The 25,153-nt window shown below is 72.8% G+C and carries 22 protein-coding genes and 1 tRNA gene; 15 read left to right on the forward strand and 8 right to left on the reverse strand.

Translation table 11 applies throughout. The features are described from left to right. Positions 1–3: 3 nt before the first annotated feature. A complete protein-coding gene (gene dcd / locus ACPOLA_RS12040; protein WP_435770679.1) occupies positions 4–579 on the reverse strand; it encodes a dCTP deaminase in 576 nt (191 codons plus the stop codon). A gap of 52 nt (positions 580–631) precedes the next feature. Here dcd and ACPOLA_RS12045 point away from each other — a divergent pair, with 52 nt between their 5' ends. The 3 genes from ACPOLA_RS12045 (at position 632) to ACPOLA_RS12055 (ending at position 2,213) form a co-directional block, all read left to right on the forward strand. After that, the gene (locus tag ACPOLA_RS12045; protein WP_435770680.1) at positions 632–1,417 is read left to right on the forward strand and encodes an SGNH/GDSL hydrolase family protein; all 786 of its coding nucleotides are present in this window, start codon (positions 632–634) and stop codon (positions 1,415–1,417) included. 30 nt (positions 1,418–1,447) lie between these two features. Continuing rightward, positions 1,448–1,520 (forward strand) — tRNA-Gly (locus tag ACPOLA_RS12050). A gap of 63 nt (positions 1,521–1,583) precedes the next feature. Beyond that, entirely contained in the window at positions 1,584–2,213 is a 630-nt protein-coding gene (locus ACPOLA_RS12055) for a DUF2461 domain-containing protein (RefSeq protein WP_435770681.1), read from the forward strand. A gap of 112 nt (positions 2,214–2,325) precedes the next feature. Here the strand turns inward: ACPOLA_RS12055 and ACPOLA_RS12060 are convergent, their stop codons facing one another. Next, the gene (locus ACPOLA_RS12060) at positions 2,326–2,778 is read right to left on the reverse strand and encodes a nuclear transport factor 2 family protein (protein WP_435770682.1); all 453 of its coding nucleotides are present in this window, start codon (positions 2,776–2,778) and stop codon (positions 2,326–2,328) included. 265 nt (positions 2,779–3,043) lie between these two features. Here ACPOLA_RS12060 and ACPOLA_RS12065 point away from each other — a divergent pair, with 265 nt between their 5' ends. Continuing rightward, a complete protein-coding gene (locus ACPOLA_RS12065; RefSeq protein ID WP_435770683.1) occupies positions 3,044–3,712 on the forward strand; it encodes a hypothetical protein in 669 nt (222 codons plus the stop codon). Positions 3,713–3,733: 21 nt separating this feature from the next. Here the strand turns inward: ACPOLA_RS12065 and ACPOLA_RS12070 are convergent, their stop codons facing one another. Next, on the reverse strand, positions 3,734–6,346 hold the full coding sequence (locus ACPOLA_RS12070; protein ID WP_435770684.1) for a hypothetical protein: 2,613 nt from the start codon (positions 6,344–6,346) through the stop codon (positions 3,734–3,736). Between the two features lie 142 nt (positions 6,347–6,488). Beyond that, complete coding sequence (locus tag ACPOLA_RS12075) at positions 6,489–6,947, reverse strand: RrF2 family transcriptional regulator (protein WP_435770685.1); 459 nt, start codon at positions 6,945–6,947, stop codon at positions 6,489–6,491. A gap of 184 nt (positions 6,948–7,131) precedes the next feature. On the opposite strand from ACPOLA_RS12075, the gene ACPOLA_RS12080 reads away from it, so the two are divergent. The 8 genes from ACPOLA_RS12080 to ACPOLA_RS12115 all read left to right on the forward strand — a co-directional run bounded on the left by ACPOLA_RS12080 (position 7,132) and on the right by ACPOLA_RS12115 (position 18,338). After that, the gene (locus tag ACPOLA_RS12080) at positions 7,132–8,997 is read left to right on the forward strand and encodes an acyl-CoA dehydrogenase (protein WP_435770686.1); all 1,866 of its coding nucleotides are present in this window, start codon (positions 7,132–7,134) and stop codon (positions 8,995–8,997) included. Positions 8,998–9,141: 144 nt separating this feature from the next. Then, on the forward strand, positions 9,142–10,206 hold the full coding sequence (locus ACPOLA_RS12085; protein ID WP_435770687.1) for a family 43 glycosylhydrolase: 1,065 nt from the start codon (positions 9,142–9,144) through the stop codon (positions 10,204–10,206). An 85-nt stretch (positions 10,207–10,291) separates the two neighbouring features. After that, a complete protein-coding gene (locus ACPOLA_RS12090) occupies positions 10,292–10,954 on the forward strand; it encodes a hypothetical protein (protein WP_435770688.1) in 663 nt (220 codons plus the stop codon). Between the two features lie 26 nt (positions 10,955–10,980). Beyond that, the gene (locus ACPOLA_RS12095) at positions 10,981–11,796 is read left to right on the forward strand and encodes a maleylpyruvate isomerase family mycothiol-dependent enzyme (protein WP_435770689.1); all 816 of its coding nucleotides are present in this window, start codon (positions 10,981–10,983) and stop codon (positions 11,794–11,796) included. An 8-nt stretch (positions 11,797–11,804) separates the two neighbouring features. Next, the gene (locus ACPOLA_RS12100; protein WP_435770690.1) at positions 11,805–12,728 is read left to right on the forward strand and encodes an oxidoreductase; all 924 of its coding nucleotides are present in this window, start codon (positions 11,805–11,807) and stop codon (positions 12,726–12,728) included. Positions 12,729–12,964: 236 nt separating this feature from the next. Beyond that, positions 12,965–14,725 (forward strand): S8 family serine peptidase, encoded by a 1,761-nt coding sequence (locus ACPOLA_RS12105; RefSeq protein WP_435770691.1) that lies wholly within the window; start codon positions 12,965–12,967, stop codon positions 14,723–14,725. Between the two features lie 4 nt (positions 14,726–14,729). Continuing rightward, entirely contained in the window at positions 14,730–17,456 is a 2,727-nt protein-coding gene (locus ACPOLA_RS12110) for a putative bifunctional diguanylate cyclase/phosphodiesterase (protein WP_435770692.1), read from the forward strand. A 147-nt stretch (positions 17,457–17,603) separates the two neighbouring features. After that, on the forward strand, positions 17,604–18,338 hold the full coding sequence (locus ACPOLA_RS12115; protein ID WP_435770693.1) for an SDR family NAD(P)-dependent oxidoreductase: 735 nt from the start codon (positions 17,604–17,606) through the stop codon (positions 18,336–18,338). A gap of 42 nt (positions 18,339–18,380) precedes the next feature. On the opposite strand, the gene ACPOLA_RS12120 is transcribed toward ACPOLA_RS12115, so the two are convergent. Next, positions 18,381–19,259: an SGNH/GDSL hydrolase family protein gene (locus ACPOLA_RS12120; RefSeq protein WP_435770694.1), complete on the reverse strand. Its 879-nt coding sequence runs from the start codon at positions 19,257–19,259 to the stop codon at positions 18,381–18,383. Between the two features lie 147 nt (positions 19,260–19,406). On the opposite strand from ACPOLA_RS12120, the gene ACPOLA_RS12125 reads away from it, so the two are divergent. Beyond that, positions 19,407–20,981, forward strand: a complete 1,575-nt coding sequence (locus ACPOLA_RS12125; protein WP_435770695.1) for an FMN-binding glutamate synthase family protein — start codon at positions 19,407–19,409, stop codon at positions 20,979–20,981. 35 nt (positions 20,982–21,016) lie between these two features. Here the strand turns inward: ACPOLA_RS12125 and ACPOLA_RS12130 are convergent, their stop codons facing one another. Next, positions 21,017–21,892: an alpha/beta fold hydrolase gene (locus ACPOLA_RS12130; RefSeq protein WP_435770696.1), complete on the reverse strand. Its 876-nt coding sequence runs from the start codon at positions 21,890–21,892 to the stop codon at positions 21,017–21,019. Between the two features lie 59 nt (positions 21,893–21,951). Between ACPOLA_RS12130 and ACPOLA_RS12135 the strand changes: the two genes are divergently transcribed. Further along, positions 21,952–22,551, forward strand: coding sequence for a TetR/AcrR family transcriptional regulator (locus ACPOLA_RS12135; protein ID WP_435770697.1), 600 nt, complete (start codon positions 21,952–21,954; stop codon positions 22,549–22,551). Positions 22,552–22,571: 20 nt separating this feature from the next. On the opposite strand, the gene ACPOLA_RS12140 is transcribed toward ACPOLA_RS12135, so the two are convergent. After that, complete coding sequence (locus tag ACPOLA_RS12140) at positions 22,572–23,669, reverse strand: sensor histidine kinase (RefSeq protein WP_435770698.1); 1,098 nt, start codon at positions 23,667–23,669, stop codon at positions 22,572–22,574. A 16-nt stretch (positions 23,670–23,685) separates the two neighbouring features. Beyond that, the gene (locus ACPOLA_RS12145) at positions 23,686–24,381 is read right to left on the reverse strand and encodes a response regulator transcription factor (RefSeq protein ID WP_435770699.1); all 696 of its coding nucleotides are present in this window, start codon (positions 24,379–24,381) and stop codon (positions 23,686–23,688) included. Between the two features lie 78 nt (positions 24,382–24,459). Between ACPOLA_RS12145 and ACPOLA_RS12150 the strand changes: the two genes are divergently transcribed. Next, positions 24,460–25,098 carry a M15 family metallopeptidase gene (locus ACPOLA_RS12150; protein WP_435770700.1) on the forward strand — a complete coding sequence of 213 codons (639 nt, stop codon included), beginning with the start codon at positions 24,460–24,462 and terminating at the stop codon, positions 25,096–25,098. Positions 25,099–25,153 lie beyond the last annotated feature (55 nt).

Genomic DNA, 25,153 nt, shown 5'->3' on the forward strand with positions numbered 1-25,153 from the left:
GGGTCAGATCCGGGTGCGGTGGAAGTTCTGGAACGAGCGCGACGGAGTGGGGCCGCGCTGTCCCTGGTAGCGGGAGCCGTACTTCTCCGAGCCGTACGGGTGCTCGCTCGGCGAGGTCAGCCGGAAGAAGCAGAACTGACCGATCTTCATCCCCGGGTACAGCTTGATCGGCAGGGTGGCGACGTTCGCGAGCTCGAGCGTGACGTGGCCGGAGAAGCCCGGGTCGACGAAGCCGGCGGTCGCATGGGTCAGCAGCCCGAGCCGGCCCAGGGACGACTTGCCCTCGACCCGCGCAGCGACGTCGTCGGGCAGGGTGACGACCTCGTAGGTGCTGCCCAGGACGAACTCGCCGGGGTGGAGGATGAACGGCTCGTCCCCGGTCGTCTCGATCACCCGGGTGAGGTCCGACTGGTCCGCCGCGGGGTCGATCGAGGGGTACTTGTGGTTGTCGAAGACGCGGAAGAAGCGGTCGAGCCGCACGTCGATCGACGACGGCTGGAGCATGGCGGGGTCCCACGGGTCCAGGGCGATCCGCCCCCCGTCGATCTCGGCGAGAATGTCGCGGTCGCTCAGCAGCACGGACGGCACCCTACCTGTCGGCCGGCGCCGGCGACCGCGCGACAATGGCGCGATGAGCACCCCCCAGCCCTTCCAGAGGTACGTCGCGCTCGGCGACTCGTTCACCGAGGGGGTCGGTGACCCCGACCCGAGCCGCCCCAACGGCCTGCGTGGCTGGGCCGACCGGGTCGCGGAGGTCCTGGCCGTGGTGGCGGCGCGCGAGGGGGCCGAGCTCGGCTACGCCAACCTGGCGATCCGGGGCCGCAAGCTCCCCCAGATCATCGACGAGCAGCTGGAGCCCGGGCTGGCGCTCCAGCCGGACCTGGTGACCGTCCACGGCGGCGGCAACGACGTGCTCCGGCCCAAGGTCGACATCGACCGGCTCGCGGCGTCGTACGACGAGGCCGTCGGTCGGCTGCGGGCGGGCGGCGCGCACGTCGTGGTGTTCACCATCGCCGACCCCGGGATCAACCCGGTGTTCCGGATGATCCGCGGTCGCACCGCCGTCTTCAACGAGTGGGTCCGCGAGATCGCCGACAACCACGGCGCCACGCTGGTCGACATGTGGCGGATGCGCGGCTGGAAGGTCGCGGAGGTGATGGACGAGGACCGGCTGCACCTCAACGCCGTCGGCCACCAGGCCATCGCGATCGCCGTACTCGACGCGCTCGGCGTGCCGCACGACCTCGAGCACCTGCCGCCCGCGGAGGTGCCCGTGCTCACTCCGCGCGAGGCGCGCCGCCAGAACCTCGCCTGGGCCCGCACCCACGCGGTGCCGTGGGTGCACCGCCGCGTCACCGGGCGGTCCTCGGGCGACGGGGTGGAGCCGAAGCGACCCGTGCTCAGCCCGATCGGGTAGCATCCTCCACGCTCCGGGAGACCGGCGCATGCGGGCGTAGCTCAGTTGGTAGAGCGCGACCTTCCCAAGGTCGATGTCGCGAGTTCGAGTCTCGTCGCCCGCTCTCATCCGGCCAGGCGTGGGCCGCCCGGGACGCCGGCCGACCGGACGCCCCTAGGCTGCTCGGGTGGACTTCACAGGCTTCCCCGTCGCCGCCCTGGACTTCTACGACGACCTCGAGGTCGACAACACCAAGTCGTTCTGGGAGGCCAACAAGGGTGTGTACGCCGAGCAGGTGCGCGCGCCGATGGTGGCGCTGACCGACGCCCTGGCGAAGGAGTTCGGCGAGGCGAAGGTGTTCCGGCCCTATCGCGACGTGCGGTTCGCGAAGGACAAGACGCCGTACAAGACCCACCAGGGGGCCTTCGTCGGCGTCGGACCGGCGACCGGCTGGTACGTCGAGGTGGCCGCTCCGGGCGTGCGGGTCGGCGGTGGGATCTACGAGGCGTCCGGCGAGCGGCTGCACGCCCTCCGGGAGGCGATGGCCGACGACCGCACGGGGCCGCTGCTCGAGCGGATTCTGCGCGACCTCGAGCGCGCCGGCTTCGAGCTGGGCGGCGAGCGGCTCAAGAGCACGCCGCGGGGCTACGACAAGGACCACCCGCGCATCGAGCTGCTGCGGATGCGGACCGTGCTGGGCATGCGGTCCTACGGCTTCGAGCCGGTCATCCACACTGCCGAGCTGGTCGACCGGGTGCGCGCCGACTGGCGCAGGCTGCGCCCGCTGGTCGGCTGGATCGCCGAGGCGACCGGCTGACTGCCGTCGTACCTGATCTGCGGGTGGGTGGGTCGTCGTACCTGACCTGTGCGTTGGTCCTGAGCGGCAGACCCAACGCATTCCTCAGGTACGACGCCCGGCCGCGCCGGCCTCAGCCCTTGGTGAAGCTGGCCATGGTCCGCTCGGGCTCCCAGAACGCCTTCATCGACTTCACTCGGCCGTCGTCGTCGACGACGTAGACCATGATCAGGTCGGTCACGGTGGAGGAGCCGTCGGGGAACGAGGTGCGGATCCGGCCGATGTTGGCGCAGGTGTTGGACTCGGGATTGGCGAAGGAGTCCTCGATGGTGAACTCGAACCTGTCGATCGGCGCGATCGCCTTCTCCCAGAACGCCGAGATGCCCTCGTGGCCGTGGTGGCCGGTGCCCTCGGGATCGAACATGGATCGTCCCACCGGGTCCTCGAGCACGCAGTCCTCGGCATAGACGGTCAGCCACTCGGCGAGGTCGCCCTTGGCGACGGCGGAGTAGGAGCGCTGGGAGGCGGCCCGTGCCGGATGCGGGTCGTCGGGCGCGTTCCAGACGATGGCGTCGGAGGTGATCATGCTGGCATCGTAGGGCGGATCTAGAACGTGTTCTAGGGTGCGGCCACCTTGCGCGGCCCGCCCTTCCCTTTCACCTCGTGCGCCGAATCCCGCCACTTCGCGCGCCATATCCCGCCACCTCGTGCGCCGAATCCCGCCACTTCGCGCGCCATATCCCGCCACTTCGCGCGCCGAATCCCCCCACCTCGTGCGCTGCGGGCGGGCTTTCGCGGGGGCGTCACGCCGGGTTCACCGGCTGCTCACCGGCGCGGGTCACGGTGGGGGCATGGCGAAGAAGCGGAAGGTGTGGCTTCACGTCGGGGTGACCGGTGCCGGGGACGTCCTCGAGGCGGCCCTGGCCCACCACCACGACGCCCTGGTCGAGCTGGGGGTCGCGTCGGTCGCGCGGACGACGGCCGAGGGGTTCTGCGCGGCGGTGGAGGTGATGCGGACCCACAAGGAGTGGGGACTGCGTCGCTCCGACGTCGAGGGGGAGTGGGCCCGGCTGGTCCGCCGCGCGGAGAAGTCGCGCGCCGACCTCGCGTTCAGCCAGCCACTGCTCTCGGCCGCCACCCCCGAGCAGATCGACCTCCTCGTCGACGCGCTGACCGGCCACCAGGTGCACGTGGTGGTCACGACCGGCGCGGACGACGAGGCGGACACCGTCGAGCGCTGGGGCCGCGCGGTGCGCAAGCCCGAGCGGCTGCACGTGATCGAGACCGACGGCATGGACCAGGCCGACGTGTGGAAGGCCTTCGGCAAGCTGGTCGGGTTCGGTACGGCGTCGCTGCGCCTCGACGCCGTGCCCCGGCCGGTGCCGGCGTGCCAGTCGCTGCCGGAGGCCATGCGGGAGCTGGAGCGGCTGGCGCGCCGGACCGCGTCGCTGGAGGTCCGGCTCGAGGAGCTGGACCGCAAACGCCGCAAGCTCAAGCGCCGGCTGCGCCAGGCCGCCTGACCGCTCCGCCGACCGCCGGGATCACCCCACGTTCACCGTGAGCGGCGCGGCCTCGCTGTCGGCATGCCCGGGCACGCCGACCATCGCGACCGTCCAGGTCCCGGTGCTGCGCGGATAGACCCGCAGCGCGTAGGTCCCGGTCGCCGTGGTCGTGGCGTAGCCGACCACCGTGGACGTGCTGGCGCCGCTCGCCCGGAACAGCACCCGGACCCGCAGCCTCGGTGCCGGCTCGGTGGTTCCCTGGTAGGTGCGGGTGACCGAGCCGGACAGGGTGAGCGCGGCACCCGGGGACACCGAGGCGGCCGACGCCCGCGAGGTCACCGTCGTGCTCCAGGTGCCGGCCGTCACGGCGCCGAGGTCGACGCTCGCCGCGGGCTGCCCGGCCGCGCCGGCGTAGCGCACCGAGAGCGCCCCGCTGAGCCGGAGCGGCACCGCGGCGACGTACGTGCCGTCGGTGGCGGTCGTGGCCGCCCCGACGCGGACCGGCGCCTTGCCGGGGACGGTCACGAAGACGCCGACCGACCTGCGCGACAGCGCGGTCACGATGGTGCCGGCGACCCGCTCCAGCCTGCCGGTGACGCGCACCGTGCCGCCGTAGCCGACGTCGGTCCGGTCGGCGGCGGCCGTCAGGGTGGTCTGCGGCAGCGAGACCGTCACCTGGCCCGCCGCGGCGGTGGCGGCGAGGTAGCCCGTGGAGGCCGCCAGGGCGACGGAGACGGTCCCGGACGCGGTCGGCCGGGTCACCAGCGAGTACGACCCGTCGGCGGCCGTGCGCACCGTGCCGAGGGCCAGCACCTTCCCGGCGGGCGTGGTGAGCCGCACCGTCAGGGAGAGCCCACCGGCGACCACGCTCGCGCCGCCGGCGGTGGCGGTGAGCCGGCCGGACACGGTGACCGGGTCGGCGTAGAAGACCGACGTCCGGTCGGTGGTCGCGGTCAGTGCCGTCGCGCACCGCGTCGGTACGGCGACCAGCGAGGTCGGCGTGGCGGCGGCGTACACCTTGCCGGCCGCGGTCCGGCCGCGGTAGGTCGTCGACACCTTGACGATCTGCTTGGACGTGGCCACGCCGTCGGCGCCGGTGAGCGGCGCGCCGGCACTGGTGGGCGACGTCATCGTCGCGGTCTGCTTGGTCAGCGCGGTCGACAGTCCCTTCACGGGCTGGCCGCTGGCGACGTCGACCACCGTGGCCGTGAGCGGGAACCCGGCGCCCGTGCAGACGTTGGCGGTGCCGCCGTCCGCCGGCGCCTGTCCGGCGGCGCCGAGGCGCAGCGTCACCGGCCGGGCGGTCCCGGTCGCGAAGGTCAGCGGGCTGGTCACCGTCTTGGTGGCGCCCGAGGAGTCGACGAGGGTCGCGGTGACCGTGGTGGGCAGCGCGGCCGCCGCCGAGCAGGTCACGTCGGTCTGCAGCTCGGTGGGGGCGCTGAACGAGCAGTCGGCCCGCGCCGACTTCCACCGGACCGAGGTGACGGTGCGGCCGGCCGGCAGCGACGGCGCCACCGACGCCTGGGTCGCCAGGCCGGGCACCGCCGGGTTGTTCACGGCGATGGTCGCGCCGAGCACCGTCGGTGTGCCCGGGGTCCCGCCGCCGGACCCGTCGCCGCCGCCGATGAGGAAGCGGGAGTCGGCGGCGTTCCAGTGGCCGTCGAGCCAGCTGCCGGGGTCGGCGAAGGTCGAGAAGTAGTCGTCGTTGTTGCAGTCGAGGAGGTACTCCTGCTGCGGCGCGCAGATCTGCTGCATCGCGAAGCCACCGCCGTCGGCGTAGCACATGGTGTCCGACTCGTCCCAGCAGTGGCCGGCGCGGGTGCCGTGCGGCGCCGTGCTCATCACGCCGCCGAGGGTGTGCAGGAGCTCGTGGGCCTCGACGGAGTGCTGGGCCGCCCCGTCGCCGAACCCCCAGCAGCCCGCGTCGATCCGGGCGTACTGCGCGTAGCTCCCGTTGTTCGGGTTGGCCTGCGTCTCGCCGTCGTTGGGATACATCGAGGCGACGCCGCAGAGCACCGTCGCGTCGGTCCACATCAGGTACTTGCGGGCCGGGTCGGTGTAGCCGAGCGCCTGCACCGCGGAGATGGTGGCGTTGAAGGAGCTCATCGAGCCGGCGGGCACCGTCACGTTGAGCACCTTGGCCAGGCAGGTGCTGCCGTCGGTCTGGGTGACGAACCGGACGCGGCGCACGCCTCCGGTCAGCGCGGCGGAGCGGTTCACCACGTCGTCGACCCCGGCCGCCCACAGTTGGAGGCTGGACTGGAGGGCGGCGAACCGGTTGGTCTTCCCCGCCTCGACGACGTACATGGCCTGGGTCCGGTAGCCGCTGGTCCCGTCGCCCTCGCAGGTCACGGCGGGGGAGGTGGCCGCGGCCGTGGTCGGTGCGGGCACGCCGAGGTCCTCGGCCGCCGCGTAGGCCGCCTCGCTGCCGCCCTCCCGTGCGCGGAGCTCGGTCGTGCTGACCGGCTCGGTGGGGTCGACGCCGGGTGGCGCCTCGTCGACGTGCGCGCAGGCTCCGGGCAGCACCAGCGCGAGGTCGGGTCCCTCCGCGCAGCGCTCGGGATAGGTCGGCGAGTCCGACAGGGTCAGCCCCGCCGGTACGACGATGAGGATCCCGAGCGCGAACGAGACGAGCATGCGGCGCAACGCCATCTGCGTCACCTTCCTGGCAACGGGCCATCCGGGCGTCCTGCTCCGGCGGGTCCCCGCGGGACCCACGGCCGATGTCCCGACGTTCGGCCCCGCGCCGCGCTGCCTGAGGCACCCGCGCAGAGTCAGGCGGGGGTCCCAGCGGTCAGTGCGGCTGCCAGGCGTCCTCGTCGGCGGTGCGGGAGGTGACCGCGTCGGGCAGACGCCCGTCGGCGAGGTCCTGGATGGTGACGTCCTCGAACACCTCGCGCAGCGCCCGCCGCGCGGCGATCCAGACGTGCTGCAGCACCTCGGCGCTCTCGTTGTAGCTGACCGACTCCGGGCGCAGGCCGTAGACGGAGACCAGCGGCCCGTCCGCGGCCCGGATGACGTCGGCGACCGACACCGCGTCGGCCGGGCGCGCCATCCGCCATCCGCCGGCCTGGCCGCGCTGGGACAGCACGATGCCGGCGCGGCGAAGGTCGGCGAGGATGGCCTGGAGGAAGCCGTGCGGGATCTCCTGGAGCCGGCCGAGCTCCTCGGCGCTGATCGCCTTCGCGTCGGGCCGGCTCGCCATCGCGATCAGCGCGCGGAGCGCGTAGTCGGACTTGGCGGAGACTCGCATGGGTCCAGTGTCTCAGACGAGTCGATCGACTCACTCGACCTAGGTGCGCGTGCTCTGCCGGGTGTGAGGGATCCCCTCCGCCGTCTGCTTGCAGCGGCTAGCACCCCGCCGTATGATTAAGTTACCGACGAGTAGCACACAGCCGCGCTCGTCCCGGTCCGGCAACCTAGGAAGCGGTGGAACAGTGAGCCACTACAAGAGCAACCTGCGCGACATCGAGTTCAACCTGTTCGAGCTCTTCAACGTGCAGGAGTACCTCGGCACCGGCATCTACGAGGAGATGGACGCGGACACCGCCCGCGAGATCCTCGCCGAGGTCGAGCGGGTCGCGCGCGAGGACCTCGCCGCGTCGTTCGTCGACTCCGACCGCAACCCGCCCGTCTTCGACCCGAAGACCAACACCGCGCCGCTCCCCGAGTCGTTCAAGAAGTCCTACGACACCTGGATGGAGTCCGGCTTCTGGGCGCTCGGCCTCCCGGAGGAGATCGGCGGCACCACGGCGCCGCCGTCCCTGGTGTGGACGACCGGCGAGATGGTGCTCGGCGCGCACGCCCCGATCTGGATGTACTGCACCGGCCCCTCGATGGGCTCGGTCGTGTTCAAGAACGCCAACGGCGTGGAGCGCGACATCAAGATCTCCAAGATCATGGTCGAGCGCCAGTGGGGCGCCACCATGGTGCTCACCGAGCCCGACGCGGGCTCCGACGTGGGCGCCGGCAAGACCTTCGCCACGCCCAACGAGGACGGCACCTGGAACATCTCCGGCGTCAAGCGCTTCATCACCAGCGCCGAGTCGGACCTCCAGGAGAACATCATGCACCTGGTGCTGGCCCGCCCGAAGGGCGTCGAGGGCGCCGGCGGCCCCGGCACCAAGGGCCTCTCGCTCTTCCTCGTGCCGAAGTACCACTTCGACGTCGAGACCGGTGAGCTCACCGGTGAGCGCAACGGCGTCTACGTGACCAACGTGGAGCACAAGATGGGCATCAAGGTGTCCAACACCTGCGAGCTCACCTTCGGCGACCCCCAGGTCGGTGGCGGCGAGCCGGCCCGCGGCTGGCTGCTCGGCGAGGTCCACGACGGCATCCGCCAGATGTTCGACGTCATCGAGAACGCCCGGATGATGGTCGGCACCAAGGCCATCGCCACCCTCTCCAGCGGCTACCTCAACGCCCTCGAGTACGCCAAGGAGCGCGTCCAGGGCGCCGACCTCACCCAGTCGGCCGACAAGACCGCCCCGCGCGTCACCATCACCCACCACCCCGACGTGCGTCGCTCGCTGATGACGCAGAAGGCGTTCGCCGAGGCGATGCGCTCGCTGGTCGTCTACACCGCGACCTGGCAGGACAAGGTCCAACTGGCCAAGGCCGGCGGCGAGCACGACAAGCTGGCCGAGGCGGTCAACGACCTGCTGCTGCCGATCGTGAAGGGCTACGGCTCCGAGCGCTCGTGGGTGCTCCTCGGCACCGAGTCGCTGCAGACCTTCGGTGGCTCCGGCTTCCTCCAGGAGTACCCCGTCGAGCAGTACGTCCGCGACGCCAAGATCGACACCCTCTACGAGGGCACGACCGCGATCCAGGGCCAGGACTTCTTCTTCCGCAAGATCGTCAAGGACCAGGGCAAGGCGCTGGGCCACCTCGCCGGCGAGATCAAGGCGTTCATCGAGGCGGAGGCCGGCAACGGTCGCCTCAAGAACGAGCGCGAGCTGCTCGCCACCGCCCTCGCCGACGCCGAGGCGATGGTCGGGATGATGATCAACGACCTGATGTCGGCGCAGGAGGAGATCCGCAACATCTACAAGGTCGGGCTCAACACCACCCGCCTGCTGATGGCGCTGGGCGACGTGGTCTGCGGCTGGCTGCTGCTGCGCGGTGCCGAGGTCGCGCTGGAGAAGCTGTCCTCCGACGCGGGTGCCGACAAGGCCTTCTACGAGGGCAAGATCGCCGCGGCGCAGTGGTTCGCGCAGCTCAACCTCCCGCGGGTCTCGGCCGAGCTCCGGATCGCCGAGGCGACCGACCTCGCGGTGATGGATCTCGACGAGGCGGCGTTCTGACCACGGGCTGACCCCGGCTGAGACGCACGACGGCCGCTCCGGTGCTCCGGAGCGGCCGTCGTCGTACGTCGGCGGGGGACACGCCGGCGATCGGGGATCGGTGATCGACGGGCGCCGCCGTCGCGGGCGACCTACCCTGCCCGGGTGACCCATTCCGGCGCCCGGCGCGCCCTGCTCGCCGCCCTGCTGCTCGGACTGGTGGCGGCGCTGCCGGGTCCGCCGTCGGCGGGCGCCGCGCAGGTCGCCGTCGACCGTCCCCGGCCGCTGCTGTGGTCAGGCGCGGTGGGCGATCCGAGCGTGGTCCGTGTCGGCGACCGCCGGGTCGTGGTCGCCACCGGGCCCGACGTCACCCGCGCCTACAAGGACCCGGGGCGCGGCTGGCGCTGGACGGGTCAGGCGCTGGCCCGCCGCCCCGCTTGGGCACGTGCCCGGGGCGACATCTGGGCCGCGGACCTCGCCCGCATCGGGACCCGCTGGGTCATGTACTACTCCGTGCCGGTGGCCGGTCTCGGCCGCCACGGCAGGTGCATCGGCGTCGCCGTGGCCCGCCGCGCGCTCGACGCCTTCCGTCCGGTCGGGACCCGGCCGCTGGTGTGCCCGGCCCGTGCCGACACGCCGCGGGCCGCCGACGCCATCCACGCGCCCGGGCTCCCGCGCACCGGCGCGATCGACCCGTCGTACTTCACGCAGGGAGGGCGGCGCTACCTGCTCTACAAGACCGACGGCGTGCCCTCGTCGATCCGGCTGCTGCCGCTGAGCAGCGGCGGCCTGCACGTGCGGCGCAGCGCGGACCCCGACCGGCCGAGCCGTGAGCTCGTGCGCTCGGACGGGGTGATCGAGAACCCGGTGCTGCTGCGGCGGGACGCCGACTACTACCTGTTCACCTCCGAGGGCGACTTCGCCCGGTGCAGCTACCGTCAGATGTGGCGCCGCTCGACGTCGCTGACGGCGTGGGACGGCGTCCCGGGCGGCTACCTGCTGACCCGGCACCGCACCGGGGGCCTGTGCGGTCCCGCGGGTGGCGACGTGCTGGTCGACGGCAGCTCCACGACGATCTACTTCCACGGCTGGGTGCGCACCGGGACGACGACGCCGCCGGGCCGCAGCTTCTGGGCGTGGGAGGGCAAGACCGATGCCATCCGGGCGCTCTACGCCGCCCGGCTCCGGTTCCCCGGCAAGGTGCCGACCGTCGCCCGCTACCTGGGCTGAGTCGTCGTCGACCGGCGGGCCGGCCCCGGGCCGGCGCGCGCACCCGGTGGGGTTGCCGCGCGGGGCCGGCGGGTAGGAAGGTGCCGTGACTCAGCCTCCCGACCAGCCCCCGAACCACAGCGGCTCCGGCGAGCATCGCGGGTTCCGCCCGCCGGCGGCCGGCCCCACGGCTCCCTATCCCGGCGGGGGCGGGTACCCGCCGTACGGCGGTGCTCCTGGGGCTCCCGGCTCCCACGGGCCCGCGCCGTCGCCGTACCAGCCACCGAGGGGCAGCACCGGCAGGACGGTCGCCATCGTGGTCTCCGTCGTGGTCGTCGTCCTGCTCGCCATCTGCGGCGGCGTCGTCGGACTGGTGGTGTGGGCGGTGAACAACGTCGGCGACGCCCTCGACGAGTACGACCCCGAGCGCGCCGGCGGACGGGACAACCCGATCAGCGTGGAGGTGGGGGAGGCCTTCGAGATCGACGGGGTCGAGTACGCCGACGGCTGGCGGGTCCAGCCGTCGACGGACACCGCCTCGGGCACCACGATCGTCGGCCTCCGTGGCGAGAACGACCGGGACGACGGGTCGAGCGAGACCGTCTACCTCAACTTCACCTTCGTCGGGGACGGTGACACCGAGGTCGGGCGCGTCACCTGCACGTCGAGCGGTTTCATCGCGCACGGCAACACCGAGGAGCTGGAGTGCCAGGGGTACGACGAGATCCCCGAGTCCTTCGACCACATCGAGGTCGCGGCCTCGCTCTGAGCGCACGAGCCCCTACCATCGGCGACATGAGCGACCGCGAGCTGCTGGCCGGCTACGTCGAGACCTGGTGGTCGGCCGTGAACGACCTCGTCGCACTCCTGGAGGAGCTGTCGCCCGACGACTGGACGAGGGCCACCGACCTGCCCGGGTGGGACGTGAAGGCGGTCGCCTCGCACACGGCGCACCTGGAGTCGGTGCTCGCCGGCGCGGGCGAGGAGACCGCCGACGTGGGGGAGCCCGCCCACGTGACGACGCTGATGGGCGCCTACACCGAGATCGGCGTGGTCAACCGTCGCGACCGGGCGCCTGCGGAGATTCTCGACGAGATCCGCACCGCGACGGCGAAGCGGTACGCCGCTCTGCAGGCCGACATGCCCACCGACGGCAGCGCGAAGCCGGACGTCGTCTTCGGCGGCGTGCCGTGGGACTGGCGCACCCTCCTGCGCAACCGTCCGCTCGACGTGTGGATGCACGAGCAGGACGTACGACGGGCCACCGACCGCCCGGGCGGCATGGACACGCCCGCGGCCCAGCACACGGTCGACTACATGTGCGAGGCGTTCGGCTACGTCGTCGGCAAGCGCGTCGCGCCGCCCGCCGGCACCACGGCGGTGCTGTCGGTGGAGGGGAGCACGCCGGTCGCGGTGGAGGTCGGCGAGGATCGCCGCGCGCGCCGGCTCACGGTGGAGCCGGACGCCCCCACCGTGCGGGTGGTGATGGACCGCGCCAGCTATGTCGTGGTCGCCGGCGGCCGCCGCGCGCCCGAGCCCGGCTCGATCACCCTCGAGGGCGATCGGGAGCTGGGCCAGCAGATCCTCGACCAGCTCGCCACCACCCCCTGAGGCCCACCATGAACTGGAACGTCGCAGACCTGCCCGACCAGACCGGCAGGACCGTCGTCGTGACCGGCCCGACCCTCGGCGGTCTCGGTCACCACACCGCCCTCGAGCTGGCCCGCCACGGCGCGCGCGTCGTGCTCGCCGGGCGCAATCCGGAGAAGGTCGCGCAGACCGTCGCGGCGATCACCGACGAGGTGCCGAAGGCGGAGCTCGAGACGCTCCACCTCGACCTCGCCAGCCTGGCGTCGGTGCGCCACGCGGCGGCCGCGGCCGCGCGGATCGGCGCGATCGACGTGCTGGTCAACAACGCGGGCGTGATGGGGACGGCGTACTCCCGGACGGCCGACGGCCTCGAGCTGCAGATGGCCACCAACCACTTCGGCCCCTTCCTGCTGACCGGCCTGCTGCTGCCCCAGCTCGTGCAGAGTGCGGACGGCCGGGTGGTGACCGTCTCCTCGATGTTCCACAACTGGGCGGGCAAGGCGCCGCTGGGGGACCCGCGCGAGCAGACCGGCCGCTACAGCAGGTGGCGGGTCTACGGACAGACCAAGCTGGCCAACCTGCTCTTCACCGCAGAGCTCGACCGTCGCCTCCGCGAGGCGCAGCTGCCGGTCACCGCGCTCGCTGCCCACCCGGGCTTCGCCGGCACCCACCTCGCCGCCAACGGCCAGTACGGGCGGGCGTCGGGTGGCATCGCCTCGGTCCTCGACGCGGGCATCCGGCTCGTCTCCCAGTCCGCGGCGGCGGGAGCGTGGCCGACCCTGATGGCGGCGACCGACGACCTCCCGGGCAACACCTTCGTCGGCCCCAGCGGTCTGCAGCAGATGGCCGGGACGCCTCGGGTGGTGGGCCGCAGCAGGCTGGCGCGCGACGAGGCCTCAGCGCGCCGGCTGTGGGAGATCAGCGAAGAGGTCGTGGACCTGCGCTATCCCTGAGCCCTCGGTGGGCTGGGCCTGAGCCGTCTCGGGCCGTCGCCCGGCCGACTCGGTGCGGCCACACCACCGCCGTGGGAGCCGGTGCCGCGATTCCGCTCAGGACGGGCCTCGCGGTGCCGATCAGGACCAGGACGTGTTGGTGCGGCCCGCCGATCCGGCGGCCGAGCAGCCAGGGCGTCGGTCGTCCGACCACCGTCGCCGCCCCGATGGTGCCCGACAGAAGAGTGGATCCCCCCATGAGCTCTCGCTCGAACCGGCTGAAGATGGCCGTCGCCTCGCTGCTCACCGCAGTGGCCTCCGTCGCGGCCGCGCCGATGCTCGGCGCCCCCGCACCCACCGCCGCGCACGTCCCCGCGGTCGCCCACGTCGCGAGCGACGCGGACACCCGCGCAGGCACCCAGCCGGTGCTCGTCACCGGCTCCCGCGCCGCCGTGCGGGACGGGCAGGCGCTGGTCCGGGAGGCCGACGGCTTCGTGAGCCTGCCCCTGATCGGTGGCTTCGCGGCAGAGGTCACCCGTCAGCAGGCCGACGCCCTCGTCGGGCAGGGCCTCCGGGTGTCGCCCAACGCGCCCGTCGCCGTCACCGACGCGGACTGGGGAGCCGACAGCCACGTGGCGTCCGCGATCTACCCGCAGGTCGACGGAGCCCCGAGCGCCTGGGCGGCCGGACTCGACGGCAAGGGCGTCGGCGTCGCCGTGGTCGACACCGGCATCAGCAACACCGGAGACCTCGACGGCAAGGTCGTCGCCGGTCGTGACTTCTCCGGGGAGGGCGACCACACCGCCGACAGCTTCGGCCACGGCACGTTCGTCAGCGGCATCATCGCCGGCTCGGGCTCCGCCTCCGGCGGGGCCGTCAAGGGCGTCGCGCCCGGGGTGCACCTGGTCTCCCTCAAGGTGGCCGGCGCCGACGGCTCCAGCGACGTGATCCGGGTGATCTCGGCGATCCAGTGGGCGGTCAACAACGCCCAGAAGCACAACATCCGGGTCCTCAACCTCTCGCTGGGCACCGACTCGACGCAGAGCTGGCGGATCGACCCGCTCAACGCCGCGGTCGAGGGCGCGTGGCGTGCCGGTCTGGTCGTCACCGTCGCGGCCGGCAACTCCGGCGCCGCCGGGATCGCCAAGCCGGGCGACGACCCGTACGTCGTCACGGTGGGCTCCACCGACGACGCGACCACCCTCGACCCCGGCGACGACGCGGTCGCCTCGTTCTCCTCCACCGGCCCGACGGTCGACAACGTGGCGAAGCCCGACCTGGTCGCGCCGGGCGCCCACGTGGTCGCCGCTCGCGCGTCCGGGTCGACGGTCGACACCGCCTTCCCGTCCGCACGGGTGGAGCCGGCGTACTTCCGCGGGTCGGGGACGTCGTTCTCCGCGCCGCAGGTGGCCGCCGCCGCCGCGCTGCTGCTCCAGCAGCGCCCGGGGCTGACCAACAACGAGGTCAAGGCGCTGCTGACGACCAGCGCCTCCGCTCTGCCGGACGTGCCGGCCACCGCCCAGGGGGCGGGCGTGCTGGACATCCGCGCGCTGCTCGCCGCTCCCACGGGCCCGGTCGCCAACCAGGGCTTGGCGCGCTCCGACGGCTCCGGGTCGCCGTTCAAGTCGGAGGGCTCCCTGGTGCATGCCGGACCTCCGCCGTCGGACAAGGTGGCATGGAGCGCGGCTCCGTGGCAGAACGCCGCGTGGACGTCGGCCGCGTGGAACAACGCGGCGTGGAACTCCGCGAGCTGGAACAGCGCTGCCTGGAGCTCCGCGCCCTGGCAGGCCCAGGCCGGGACCACCTCCGCGGCCTGGAACGCCTACCGCTGGGCGAGCGCCGCCTGGAACGGCTATGCCTGGCACTCGGCCGCGTGGAACAGCGCCGCGTGGAACTCCGCGGCCTGGAACTCGACCAGCTGGAACTCGGCCGCGTGGAACAGCGCCGCCTGGAACTCGGCCGCGTGGAACGCCGGTGGCTGGGCGTCGACCGGGTTCTGGTCGGCGGCCTGGAACTGATCCGATGGAGCCACACGCGCCCGGCCCGGACGCGGAGGAGGCGTGCCCGCCGCCGTCACCCGCCAGGCGCCGGGTCCTCCCGCCCGGGGGTGTGACCGCGGTCTGCCTCGCCGTGGCGGCCGCCGCCGTGGCGGCGACCGTCGTCGCAGCCGTGGCCGGGGGCACGCCGGTCCTCGCCCATCCCGTCGTGTTCCTCGTGCTGACGGCACTGCTCGTGTACACCCACCTGCGCCCCACCCGCCTCGTGCACCGGCACGGCAGCGTGGAGTCCGATCACCTGGACGAGGCGCTGGTGCCGCCCATGATCCTCATGCTGGGCCCGGTCGAGGTGGCGCTCGCCGTGGCGGTCGCCGCGGTCGCCGGCAACCTCGCCGCCCGGCGTGCCCCGCTGAAGACCGCCTTCAACGTCGGTCAGACGGTGCTGGCGGGCCTCGCCGGCTATGCCGCGGCCGCACTCATCACGTCCGACACCGCAGCTCCCCTCAGCCCGGCCGCGATCGTCGCCTGTGGCGTCGGCGGCCTGGTGTTCGCGCTGGTGTCCTCGGCCGCGGTGGCCGGCATCGTGCGGCTCGCGGTCGGGGAGCCCGTGCTCGCGAGCCTGCGGGACCAGTGGCGCGCGAGAGGGCTCGCGTCCTTCGGTGCCCTGCTCCTTGGGGTGGTCGCCGGCGTGGCCGTCCGGGAGCACCCGGAGGCCGCCCTGCCGGCGATCGCGCTCGGCTGGACGATCGAGGCGGCCTACGGTGCCGTCGTCGTGCAGCGGCAGGGACGCCTCGCCGCCGAGGAGCTGCAGCGGGGCGTGGTGGCGCTGCGCCGGTCCGGCGACCCGGACGCCGTGCGCAGCCACCTCCTCACCGCAGCCAGGGACGTCCTCCACGCCGGCACGGCGTCGTACGTCGCCCGGCGGGAGCCCGGCGCCCCCGGCCAGCTGCGCGTCGCGATCGACGACGAGACCGACCTGCTGGTCGACGACCGGGTCGGCGGCGGCTCCTGGCTCGCCACGGAGCGCGACGCCCTCACCACGCTCGCCAGCGTCGGTGCCGAGGCGCTGCGGAGCGCCGAGCTGCTCGCCCACCTCACCGCGATCACCGACGCGCAGTCCGAGGGCGTGCTGGCGCTCGACGCCGGCGGTGTGATCACCTTCGCCAACCCGGCGGCGTGTGCGCTGCTCGGACACCGCTCCGACCTCGTGGGCCGGAGCGCCCCGGACGTCTTCTCGGTCGAGCGGGCGGGCGGCGTCCTGAGCCTCCCCGAGCTGTCCAGCTCGGTCGAGCCGGTCCGCGACGACGACGCGGTGCTGCGGATCGGGGAGCGCCGGGTGCCGGTGGCCCTCACCGCCAGCGGGTTGGCCGCACCGCAGGCGGGAGCCGTGCTGGTGGTGCACGACATCACCGAGCGCAAGGTGTTCGAGGAGAAGCTGTCCTTCCTCGCCTTCCACGACCCGCTCACCGGCCTGCCGAACCGACGGCTCTTCCAGGACCGGGTCGAGCACGCGCTCGTCAGGTCCCAGCGGAACCCCGCCCGCCACGCGCTGCTGATGCTCGACCTCGACCGCTTCAAGCTGGTCAACGACTCCTACGGGCACCCGGTCGGCGACGACCTGCTCGTCCACGTCGCCGCGCTGCTGCGCCGCAACCTGAGGCCCGAGGACACCTGCGCTCGGCTGGGCGGCGACGAGTTCGCCATCCTGTTGGAGGACGTCGCCGACGCGCGGCACGCCGTCTCGGTCGCGGAGCGGATCCTGGCCGATGCCGCGTCCGGCGCCGTCATCGGTGACCACGAGGTGTTCATCAGCGCGTCGATCGGGATCGCGACCACCGATCACGGCGGCTCCCGAGAGGCCCTCGTCGCAGCCGCCGACCGGGCGATGTACGCCGCCAAGGCGGCGGGCAAGGGCACCTATCGGCTGTTCGCCCCCGAGTCCGGCGAGGACCCGCGGGCCCGGCTGGAGCTGGAGGCCGCGCTGCGCCGGGCGCTCGACGACGGCGAGTTCGAGCTCCACTACCAGCCGGTGGTCGACACCGTGAGCGGCGAGACCGTCGGCGCCGAGGCGCTGGTGCGCTGGAACGCGGCGGGCGGCGTCGTCCCGCCGCTGGACTTCATCCCCGTGGCCGAGGAGACGGGCCTGATCGTCCGGCTCGACGCCTGGGTGCTGGAGGAGGCCTGCCGGCAGACCCGGGCGTGGACCCTCGCCCACCCGGACCGGCCGCCGCTGAGGATCAACGTGAACCTGTCCGCGCTCCAGTTCAGCCGGTCGAACGTGGTCGCCGAGGTCGCCGACGTCCTCCGCCGGACGGGGCTCCCGCCTGCTCAGCTGTGCCTGGAGATCACCGAGACCGCGATGATGGCCGACACCGAGCTGACCATCAGCACCCTGCTCGGGCTGAAGGCGCTGGGCCTGAGGATGGCGATCGACGACTTCGGCACCGGCTACTCCTCGCTGTCCTACCTCAAGCGCTTCCCGGTCGACGTCGTCAAGATCGACCGGGCGTTCACCGCGGGCCTGGGCCAGAACCTGGTCGACTCGGAGATCCTCGCCGCCGTCGTCCGCCTCGCGGCCGCCTGCGAGATCGCGGTGGTCGCCGAGGGAGTGGAGACCCCCGCGCAGCGCGGCGCCCTGGCCGAGCTGGGGTGCCCCTTGATCCAGGGCTACCTGATCGCGCGGCCGCAGCCGGCCGAACTCTTCGCCGACCGGTGGCTGGACCGGCCGCCGTTGCAGCCGCAGCCTGCGTGAGGCGCCGCGGCGCGGGTGCCCGACGAGAGGCTCCGCGCCGTCCTCGACGCGACGTCCGATTGCCGCGAGAAGGCGCCGCGGATCCCTGGTGCGATGGGGTGTCGAGCCGCCCGAGCGGGCGGCCGACACCGTGCGAAAGGCACCCAGATGAAGATCGCTCTCGTCACCGGCGCCAACCGGGGCATCGGCCTGGCCTCGGCCCGCCGGCTCGCCCGCGACTGCGGCCACGTCGTCGTCGCGGCCCGCAAGGCCGATGCGGCGGAGGAGGCGGCGGACCGGCTGCGCCGTGAGGGGTACGCCGTCAGCGGCCTGGCCATGGACGTCACCGACTCCGCAGCGGTGCGCCTGGCCGCGGAGGAGGTGTCCCGGCGGTTCGGGCACCTCGACGTGCTGGTGAACAACGCCGGCATCCTCCCCGAGGCGACGAACCCGGCGCCACGGGAGGTGCTGGACCTCGCGATGTTCGAGCAGACCTACGCCACCAACGTGCTGGGCGCCGTGGCGGTGACGGAGGCGTTCCTTCCCCTGCTGCGCGCGAGTGCCGCAGGCAGGATCGTCAACGTCTCGAGCAGCGTCGGCTCGCTCGCCCACCAGACCGACCCCGAGTCGCCGTGGTTCGCCATGGTGGTGCCGGCCTACCAGTCCTCGAAGGCGGCGTTGAACGCGGTGACCGTCGTGCTGGCCAAGGCGCTCGCCGACACGCCGATCAAGGTGACCGCGGTGTGCCCGGGCTGGGTGCAGACCGACCTCGCGCCGGGCAACCGGGAGCAGGCGCCGACCACGCCGGAGGAGGCGGCCGAGGTGGTGCATCGCGCCGCGACGCTCGGAGCCGACGAGTCGTCCGGCACCTTCATCGACGCGGCGGGCCCGGTGCCCTGGTGACCCGGTCGAGCGGGCCGGTGGCTCACCGCGAGCGGCCAGCGGTCAGCTGACCTTCTCCACGAGCAGGTCGGCGACGGCCCGCTGCTCCTCCGCGTACGGGTGGTACGGCGTCGCCGGCCGCTCCGGCTTCGCGCCCGCGACCCACGGCTCCACGGCGCAGATGTCGTGCCCGTCGGTCGCCGACCACACGTCGACGTACTCGGCGCGGGTGCGGTCGGCCGCCTCCTTCATCGCCAGTGTGAGCTGGCGGATGATCTCGTGGGCGAACGGCACGTCCCCCTCGGCGAGCGGCAGGCGGTCACAGGTGCCGCTCGCCGGGAAGATCTGCGGATAGCCCACCACGACGATCCGTGCCTCCGGCGCCCGCTCGCGGATCTCGCCGAGCACGTCGACGATCCGCTCCTCGATGGCGTCGAGCACCTCGGCGGTGCGCCCGTTGCTGACCTGGCTGAGCTCCTGGCACGGCGCGCCGTCGGGGTTCTCCCGCGCGAGGCGCACGCACGTGGTGACCAGGTTGCCGAAGACTCCGGAGTCGTTGCCGCCGATGCTCAACGTGACCAGGTCGGTCTTCGGGGAGACGGCGTCGAGCTGGGGTGGCACCGGACGGCCGGCGACAGGGTCCTGCGAGCCGGTCAGGTCGGTCGTCTTCGCCCCGCCGCAGCTGACGTCGGTGAGCTCCAGGTCGAGCTGCTCGGCGAGCAGGTGCGGGTAGTTCAGGTCCGTCTGCAGGCAGCTGCGCGGCCCGGTCCGGACGCCCACGCCGGGGGCGGACGTGTAGGAGTCGCCGAGGGCGACGTACTCGTCCCCCGCCTGAACGGGCTCGATCCTCACGTCGCCGACGTCGATGTCACCGCCGTCGTTGCACCCGCCGGCGAGGAGGGCGAGGAGCAGCGCAGCGGCCACCGGGACGGCACGCCTCATCCCGCCACCTCCTCGGCCGACAGCGATCGCGAGCACGCTATCGACATCTCCCAAACGGTGCCCGGCAAACCCGCCGGCCGCTCGCGCCGCGGGGAGCCCACGGGCCGTGGCGGCATGCCACTCCGCTCGCCGGGTACCGACCGGCACATGAGGCGAAGCTCGTGGGCCCTTCCCGCCGCCGCGCTGGCTGGAGTCGCCGGTGTCGCGGCGCGCGACCTGCTGCAGAAGCAGCACGCGCTGCTGCGCAACTTCCCGGTGCTCGGTCACGCGCGGTACTGGCTGGAGACGATCGGACCCGAGCTCCGGCAGTACATCGTGGCCGGCAACGACGAGGAGCGGCCCTTCACCCGCGACCAGCGACGGTGGATCTACGCGTCGTCGAAGCTGCAGAACAACTACTTCGGCTTCGGCACCGACAACGACGTGGAGCACACCGAGGGCTACACGATCATCAAGCACCGCACGTTCGCCGACATCGTCCCGCCCTCGCACTCCCGCGCCGGCGAGGAGACCCCGGTGCCGGCGGCGAAGGTGATCGGTGAGGCCCGAGGCAGACGGGGCGCCTTCCGCCCCTCGTCGGTGGTGAACATCTCCGCGATGAGCTTCGGGTCCCTCTCCCACACCGCCATCGAGGCGCTCAACCGAGGAGCGGCGCTCGCCGGCTGCCTCCACAACACCGGCGAGGGCGGGTTGTCGCCGTACCACCGCAACGGCGGGGAGCTCATCCTCCAGGTCGGCACCGCCTACTTCGGCTGCCGTGACCGCGACGGCAGGTTCGACCTCGCCCGGTTGAAGGACGTGGTGGCGAGCGCCCCGGTGCGGGCGATCGAGATCAAGCTCAGCCAGGGTGCCAAGCCCGGCCTCGGCGGCCTGCTGCCGGGCGCGAAGGTCACCCCGGAGATCGCCGAGATCCGGGGCATCGAGGTGGGCAAGGACTGCGTGAGCCCGTCGCGGCACGCGGAGTTCTCCGACGTCGACAGCCTGCTGGACTGGGTGGAGCTGCTGGCGGGCGAGACGGGCCTTCCGGTGGGCATCAAGTCGGCGGTCGGCGACCTCCGGTTCTGGAGCGAGCTCGTCGCCCAGATGACCGCGACCGAGCGCGGCGTGGACTTTGTGACCATCGACGGCGGCGAGGGCGGCACGGGGGCTGCCCCGATGATCTTCAGCGACTCTGTGTCCTTGCCGTTCCGGGTCGGCTTCCCCCGCGTGTACGCCGAGTTCGCCCGCGCCGGCCTGGCCGACGGGGTCACCTTCATCGGCGCCGGCAAGCTCGGCCTGCCCGACAACGCGATCGTCGCGCTGGCGCTCGGCTGCGACCTGCTCAACGTCGGCCGCGAGGCGATGCTGTCGGTCGGCTGCATCCAGGCCCAGAAGTGCCACACCGACACCTGTCCCACCGGCGTCGCGACGCAGAACCCGTGGCTGGCCCACGGCCTGGACCCCGCGTTGAAGGCGGTCCGCTGCGCCAACTACGTCAAGACCCTGCGCCGCGACCTGCTCCGGGTGGCCGAGACCTGCGGCGTGCTGCACCCCGGCCTGGTCGACGCCGACGACATCGAGGTGCTCTTCGCCCAGCGCGACGCCGTCCCGCTGCGCGACCTGGTGGGCTACGAACCGGGCTGGGGCTCGGTGTCCCGCCGCGACGAGGAGGCGATCACCGCGCTGATGTCCGGAGCGCCCGTCGGCGGTACGGCGCCGGAGTCCGCCACGGCCACGGACTGACGTCAGGGCCGCCGGCACGGGCCGTGGCGCCGCCCTCAGCCGAGGCCGTCCCAGAAGCGCCGGACGTGCGAGGCGAGCGCCTCGGGCTGCTCCAGCGGCACCAGCGTGCGTGCACCGCTGATCGTGACGGCCTCGGCGAGGGGCGTGCGGGCCGCGGTGCGCGCAGCATCCTCAGGACTCCAGTCGCCGCGGTCGTCGGAGGCAACGAACAGGCTCGGCACCCGGATGTCGGGGATCTCGCCGGACACGTCGACCCGGTTGAGGATGAACGAGCGGACGGCCAGCGCCATGCTCCGTCGCGTCGGACGACGAAGCGAGGCCAGGACGACGCGCCGGACGGCATCGTCGGCGGCGGATGCGTCGGTGACCATCCCGTCGAGGATCGCCTGGCGCACCGGGCCGACGGCGCCCGCCGCCCGCAGCAGCGGCAGCAGCATCCTGATCTGCCGGCGCAGCGCCGGTGGCACGGGCTCGGCCGGTGAGCTCACGGCGACCAGGCTCCGCAGCACGCCCGGCTCGGTGGCCAGCTTGAAGCCCACGTGACCGCCGAAGGCGTTGCCGACGAAGTCGACCGGCTCGCCGACCCCGAGGCCCTCGAGGAGGTCCGTGGCGGCGACAGCAGCGGTGGCGATGTCGCTGGCCTCGCGCAGGGGCTCGCTGAGTCCCAGCCCGGGCGGGTCGACGAGGAGGTACTCCCGCCCGGACGGCAGCAGCGGCACCACCGGGTCCCAGGTGTGGCTGTCGACGAACATCGACGGCCACAGGATCGTCGGGGTCCCGCGCCCGACGACGCGGACGTGCAGCTCACCGAGGCGGGTGCGGACCCGGCGGGTGCGCTCGCCGTCGGCGTCGGCGTCGGGGTTGGGGCGGGCCGGTGCCGCGGCCGCGGGCGAGGGGTCGAGGGAGGTCATTCCAGTCCTTCTTTCAAGTTAGTCGGAGTAACGTCAATATTCACGTTAGCATCGCTCACGTGAAAAGCAACAGCCCTCGGCCCTACCGGATGACGGCCCGCGCGGAGGCGGCCGAGCGGACCGGCGAGCGGATCGTCGACGCGATGCTCGACCGGTACGCCACCACGCCGTACGACCAGATCCGGCTCGAGGACGTCGCTGCCGACGCCGGCGTCAGCACCCAGACCGTGATCCGGCGCTTCGGTGGCAAGCACCAGCTGCTCGCCGCCACCGTCGAGCGCGAGCAGGCTCGGCTCGCCGCCGACCGGGCCGCTGCCATGGGCGAGGACCCGAGGAGCACCCTGCACCGCCTGGTCCGCTTCTACGACGACTACGGGCTGCTGATCCTCAAGGTGTACGCCGAGGCGCACCAGGCGCCGGGGGTGCCGGAGCTCGCCGCCCGCGGCCGTGCCTATCACGTGGACTGGTGCCGCCAGGCGTTCGCCGAGGTCCTTCCCGCCGAGGACCACGAGGCTCGCAGGCGGCGGCTGGCGCAGGTGGTCGCGGTGTGTGACGCCACCACCTGGCGGATCCTCCGGTACGACGGCGGGCTGACGCCCGAGGAGACCGAGCTGGCGCTGCTGGAGCTGATGCTGCCGCTGCTCGAGCCCCGAGGGTGACCGGCGACGGATTCGTCACGTCACTGGCGGAGGCCGGCCGGAGCTGGTCCGGCCGGCGGCAGCTGCACAGCGACGCGGAGCCCGCCGCCGTCCCGCGGCTCGAGGACGAGGGTGCCGTCGTGAGCCTCCACGATGCGCTTGACGATGGCGAGACCGAGGCCGACGCCGGCGTGGTCGGTGCGGATGCGGCGAGCACCCCGCTGGAACGGCTCGACGAGGGTCGCGACGAGGTGGGGCGTGAGCTCCCTGCCGGTGTTCTCGACGACCAGCACCACGCCTCCGGCATCGACACCGGTCCCGACGCGCACGACTCCCCCCTCGGCGACGTTGTGCACGATCGCGTTGTGCACCAGGTTGGTCGCCATCTGCAGCAGCAGCGGGTACGACCCGACGGTGGTGGCTATCTCCCCGAAGCACTCGAGGCTGACCCCGCGCTCCTCGGAGAGGGGGAGAAGTGTCTCGGTCGCCTGCTCCGCCACCAGGGAGAGATCGACGCCTTCCCGGACGAAGGATCGCTGGTCGGCGCGGCTCAGCAGCAGCAGCGCCTCGGTCAGCTCGATCGCCCGGGCGTTCACCACCTGGAGGCGCTCGACCAGCTCTCCCCGGTCGTGCTGGGGGTCCTGTCGGGCGACGTCGAGCAACGCCTGCGTGACTGCCAGGGGAGTTCGCAGCTCATGGGACGCGTTGGCGGCGAACCGCTGCTGCTCGTCGATGTGCGCCTCGAGCTGCCCGAGCATGGCGTCGAACGCGTCGGCGAGCTCACGGAACTCGTCCCTCGGCCCTTCCAGATCGACTCGCACTCCCAGAGATCCGTTGCCGACCCTGCGCGTCGCGTCGGTGATGCGGACCAGCGGAGCGAGCATTCGGCCGGCGAGAACCCAGCCGCCCAGCAGCCCGAACGCCAGCAGGAACCCGAGGACGATGGCCGCCTTCGGTGCGAACGCGTCGAGCAGGTCGGACCTGCTGGGGAAGTGAGGCGCGGGCCGCCCGGCCGGCTGCGGAGCGACGACTACACCGTCAGGGACGTACCGCAGCAAGAAGAGCCACACCACGGCCAGCAGCAGGAATCCGGCGACCAGCAGGAAGGCGGCGTAGCTGAGCGTGAGCTTGAGGCGCACGCTCAGGCCGGGTTCCCTAGTCGACGTCTCCGCCACTCGCCGCCTCCGCGAAGGGTGCCTCGATGCGGTACCCAGCACCGGGCACGGTGGTGATCAGCCACGGCTCGCCGAGGCGCTTGCGCAGCGTGGAGACCGTTATCCGAACCGCGTTGGTGAAGGGGTCCGCGTTCTCGTCCCAGGCCCGCTCCAGCAGGTCCTCGGCACTGACGACGCCGCCTTCAGCCCCGACGAGGACCTCGAGCACGGCGAACTGCTTGCGGGTGAGCCCGACGTAGCGCCCGTCCCGATAGACCTCGCGACGGAACGGGTCCAGGCGCAGACCGGCGATCTCCCGCACCGGTGGTCGGTTGTGGGCCCGCCGGCGGTCGAGTGCCCGCAGTCGAAGCACCAGCTCCCTGAGCTCGAAGGGCTTGGTCAGGTAGTCGTCTGCGCCGAGCTCGAACCCGGACTCCTTGTCGTGGAGGCGGTCGGCGGCGGTGAGCATGAGGATGGGAGTCCCGCTCCCCGTGGCGACGATGTGCCGGGCGATCTCGTCGCCGGACGGGCCCGGGATGTCGCGGTCCAGGACGGCGATGTCGTAAGGCGTGACGTCCAGCATCGCCAGGGCCGTGTCGCCGTCACGCGCGATGTCCGCCGCGATCGCCTCCAGGCGCAGCCCGTCGCGGATCGCGTCGGCCAGGTAGGGCTCGTCCTCCACGATCAGCACGCGCATAGCCCTACCGATGCTAGGCCCGGCCGGGTATCGCCGGCGTATCGAAAACCGGATACGGCTGGACAACGCCGTGTTGCTTTGACTGACGGCATGTCTCGCAGCAAGCCAGCACGTGGCACCTCCGATCCCCGCCGAGCCGCCATCCGGGTCTTCTTCGTCATGGTGGGCGTCGCGTCGGTCGCGGTCTTCGCGATGTTGTCGCCTGCGTCTCTCTCTGCCGGCTCGCACGTCGACCGCCTCCTCGGCAACGGCCTCGACCGGCAACAGCTGGCCGAGGGGGCCGTGCCGGACGGAGCGACGGTCTTCGACGACCACCTCCCGGCCGTGGCGCGGCTGGATCCGGCGCTTGCCGAGGCACTGAGAACGGCCGCCACGGATGCGGCGGAGGTAGGTGTCCAGCTCGTCATCAACAGCGGGTGGCGGTCCGCTGCGTACCAGGAGCGGCTCTTCTCCGAGGCGGTCGATGAGCGCGGGTCGGCAGACGCTGCCGCACGTTGGGTCGCGACTCCGGAGAGGTCGAGCCACGTGTCCGGCGACGCGGTGGACATCGGCGATGACGGAGGCCGCACGTGGCTGTCCGAGCACGGAGCCCGATATGGACTGTGCCAGGTCTACGCCAACGAGCCGTGGCACTTCGAGCTTCGTCCTGCAGCAAAGCGCGAGGGCTGTCCGCCGATGTACGAAGATGCGTCGTCCGACCCACGGACCGCACGGTGATCGGGGGAAGGGCTGTGGACCTCCAGCCGGCTCTGCACCCCGCCTCGCGCCTCTG

This window comes from Nocardioides proteolyticus (genome assembly GCF_051280635.3).
Taxonomy (GTDB): domain Bacteria; phylum Actinomycetota; class Actinomycetes; order Propionibacteriales; family Nocardioidaceae; genus Nocardioides.

What these genes read in the sequence shown, in the direction of transcription:
- ACPOLA_RS12120 (WP_435770694.1), bottom strand. Translation starts at nt 19,259, where the DNA reads ATGAGGCGTGCCGTCCCGGTGGCCGCTGCGCTGCTCCTCGCCCTCCTC.
- ACPOLA_RS12110 (WP_435770692.1), top strand. Translation starts at nt 14,730, where the DNA reads ATGGAGCCACACGCGCCCGGCCCGGACGCGGAGGAGGCGTGCCCGCCG.
- ACPOLA_RS12045 (WP_435770680.1), top strand. Translation starts at nt 632, where the DNA reads ATGAGCACCCCCCAGCCCTTCCAGAGGTACGTCGCGCTCGGCGACTCG.
- ACPOLA_RS12145 (WP_435770699.1), bottom strand. Translation starts at nt 24,381, where the DNA reads ATGCGCGTGCTGATCGTGGAGGACGAGCCCTACCTGGCCGACGCGATC.
- ACPOLA_RS12075 (WP_435770685.1), bottom strand. Translation starts at nt 6,947, where the DNA reads ATGCGAGTCTCCGCCAAGTCCGACTACGCGCTCCGCGCGCTGATCGCG.
- ACPOLA_RS12130 (WP_435770696.1), bottom strand. Translation starts at nt 21,892, where the DNA reads ATGACCTCCCTCGACCCCTCGCCCGCGGCCGCGGCACCGGCCCGCCCC.
- ACPOLA_RS12065 (WP_435770683.1), top strand. Translation starts at nt 3,044, where the DNA reads ATGGCGAAGAAGCGGAAGGTGTGGCTTCACGTCGGGGTGACCGGTGCC.
- ACPOLA_RS12095 (WP_435770689.1), top strand. Translation starts at nt 10,981, where the DNA reads ATGAGCGACCGCGAGCTGCTGGCCGGCTACGTCGAGACCTGGTGGTCG.
- ACPOLA_RS12105 (WP_435770691.1), top strand. Translation starts at nt 12,965, where the DNA reads ATGAGCTCTCGCTCGAACCGGCTGAAGATGGCCGTCGCCTCGCTGCTC.
- ACPOLA_RS12070 (WP_435770684.1), bottom strand. Translation starts at nt 6,346, where the DNA reads ATGGCGTTGCGCCGCATGCTCGTCTCGTTCGCGCTCGGGATCCTCATC.
- ACPOLA_RS12125 (WP_435770695.1), top strand. Translation starts at nt 19,407, where the DNA reads ATGAGGCGAAGCTCGTGGGCCCTTCCCGCCGCCGCGCTGGCTGGAGTC.
- ACPOLA_RS12115 (WP_435770693.1), top strand. Translation starts at nt 17,604, where the DNA reads ATGAAGATCGCTCTCGTCACCGGCGCCAACCGGGGCATCGGCCTGGCC.
- ACPOLA_RS12060 (WP_435770682.1), bottom strand. Translation starts at nt 2,778, where the DNA reads ATGATCACCTCCGACGCCATCGTCTGGAACGCGCCCGACGACCCGCAT.
- ACPOLA_RS12100 (WP_435770690.1), top strand. Translation starts at nt 11,805, where the DNA reads ATGAACTGGAACGTCGCAGACCTGCCCGACCAGACCGGCAGGACCGTC.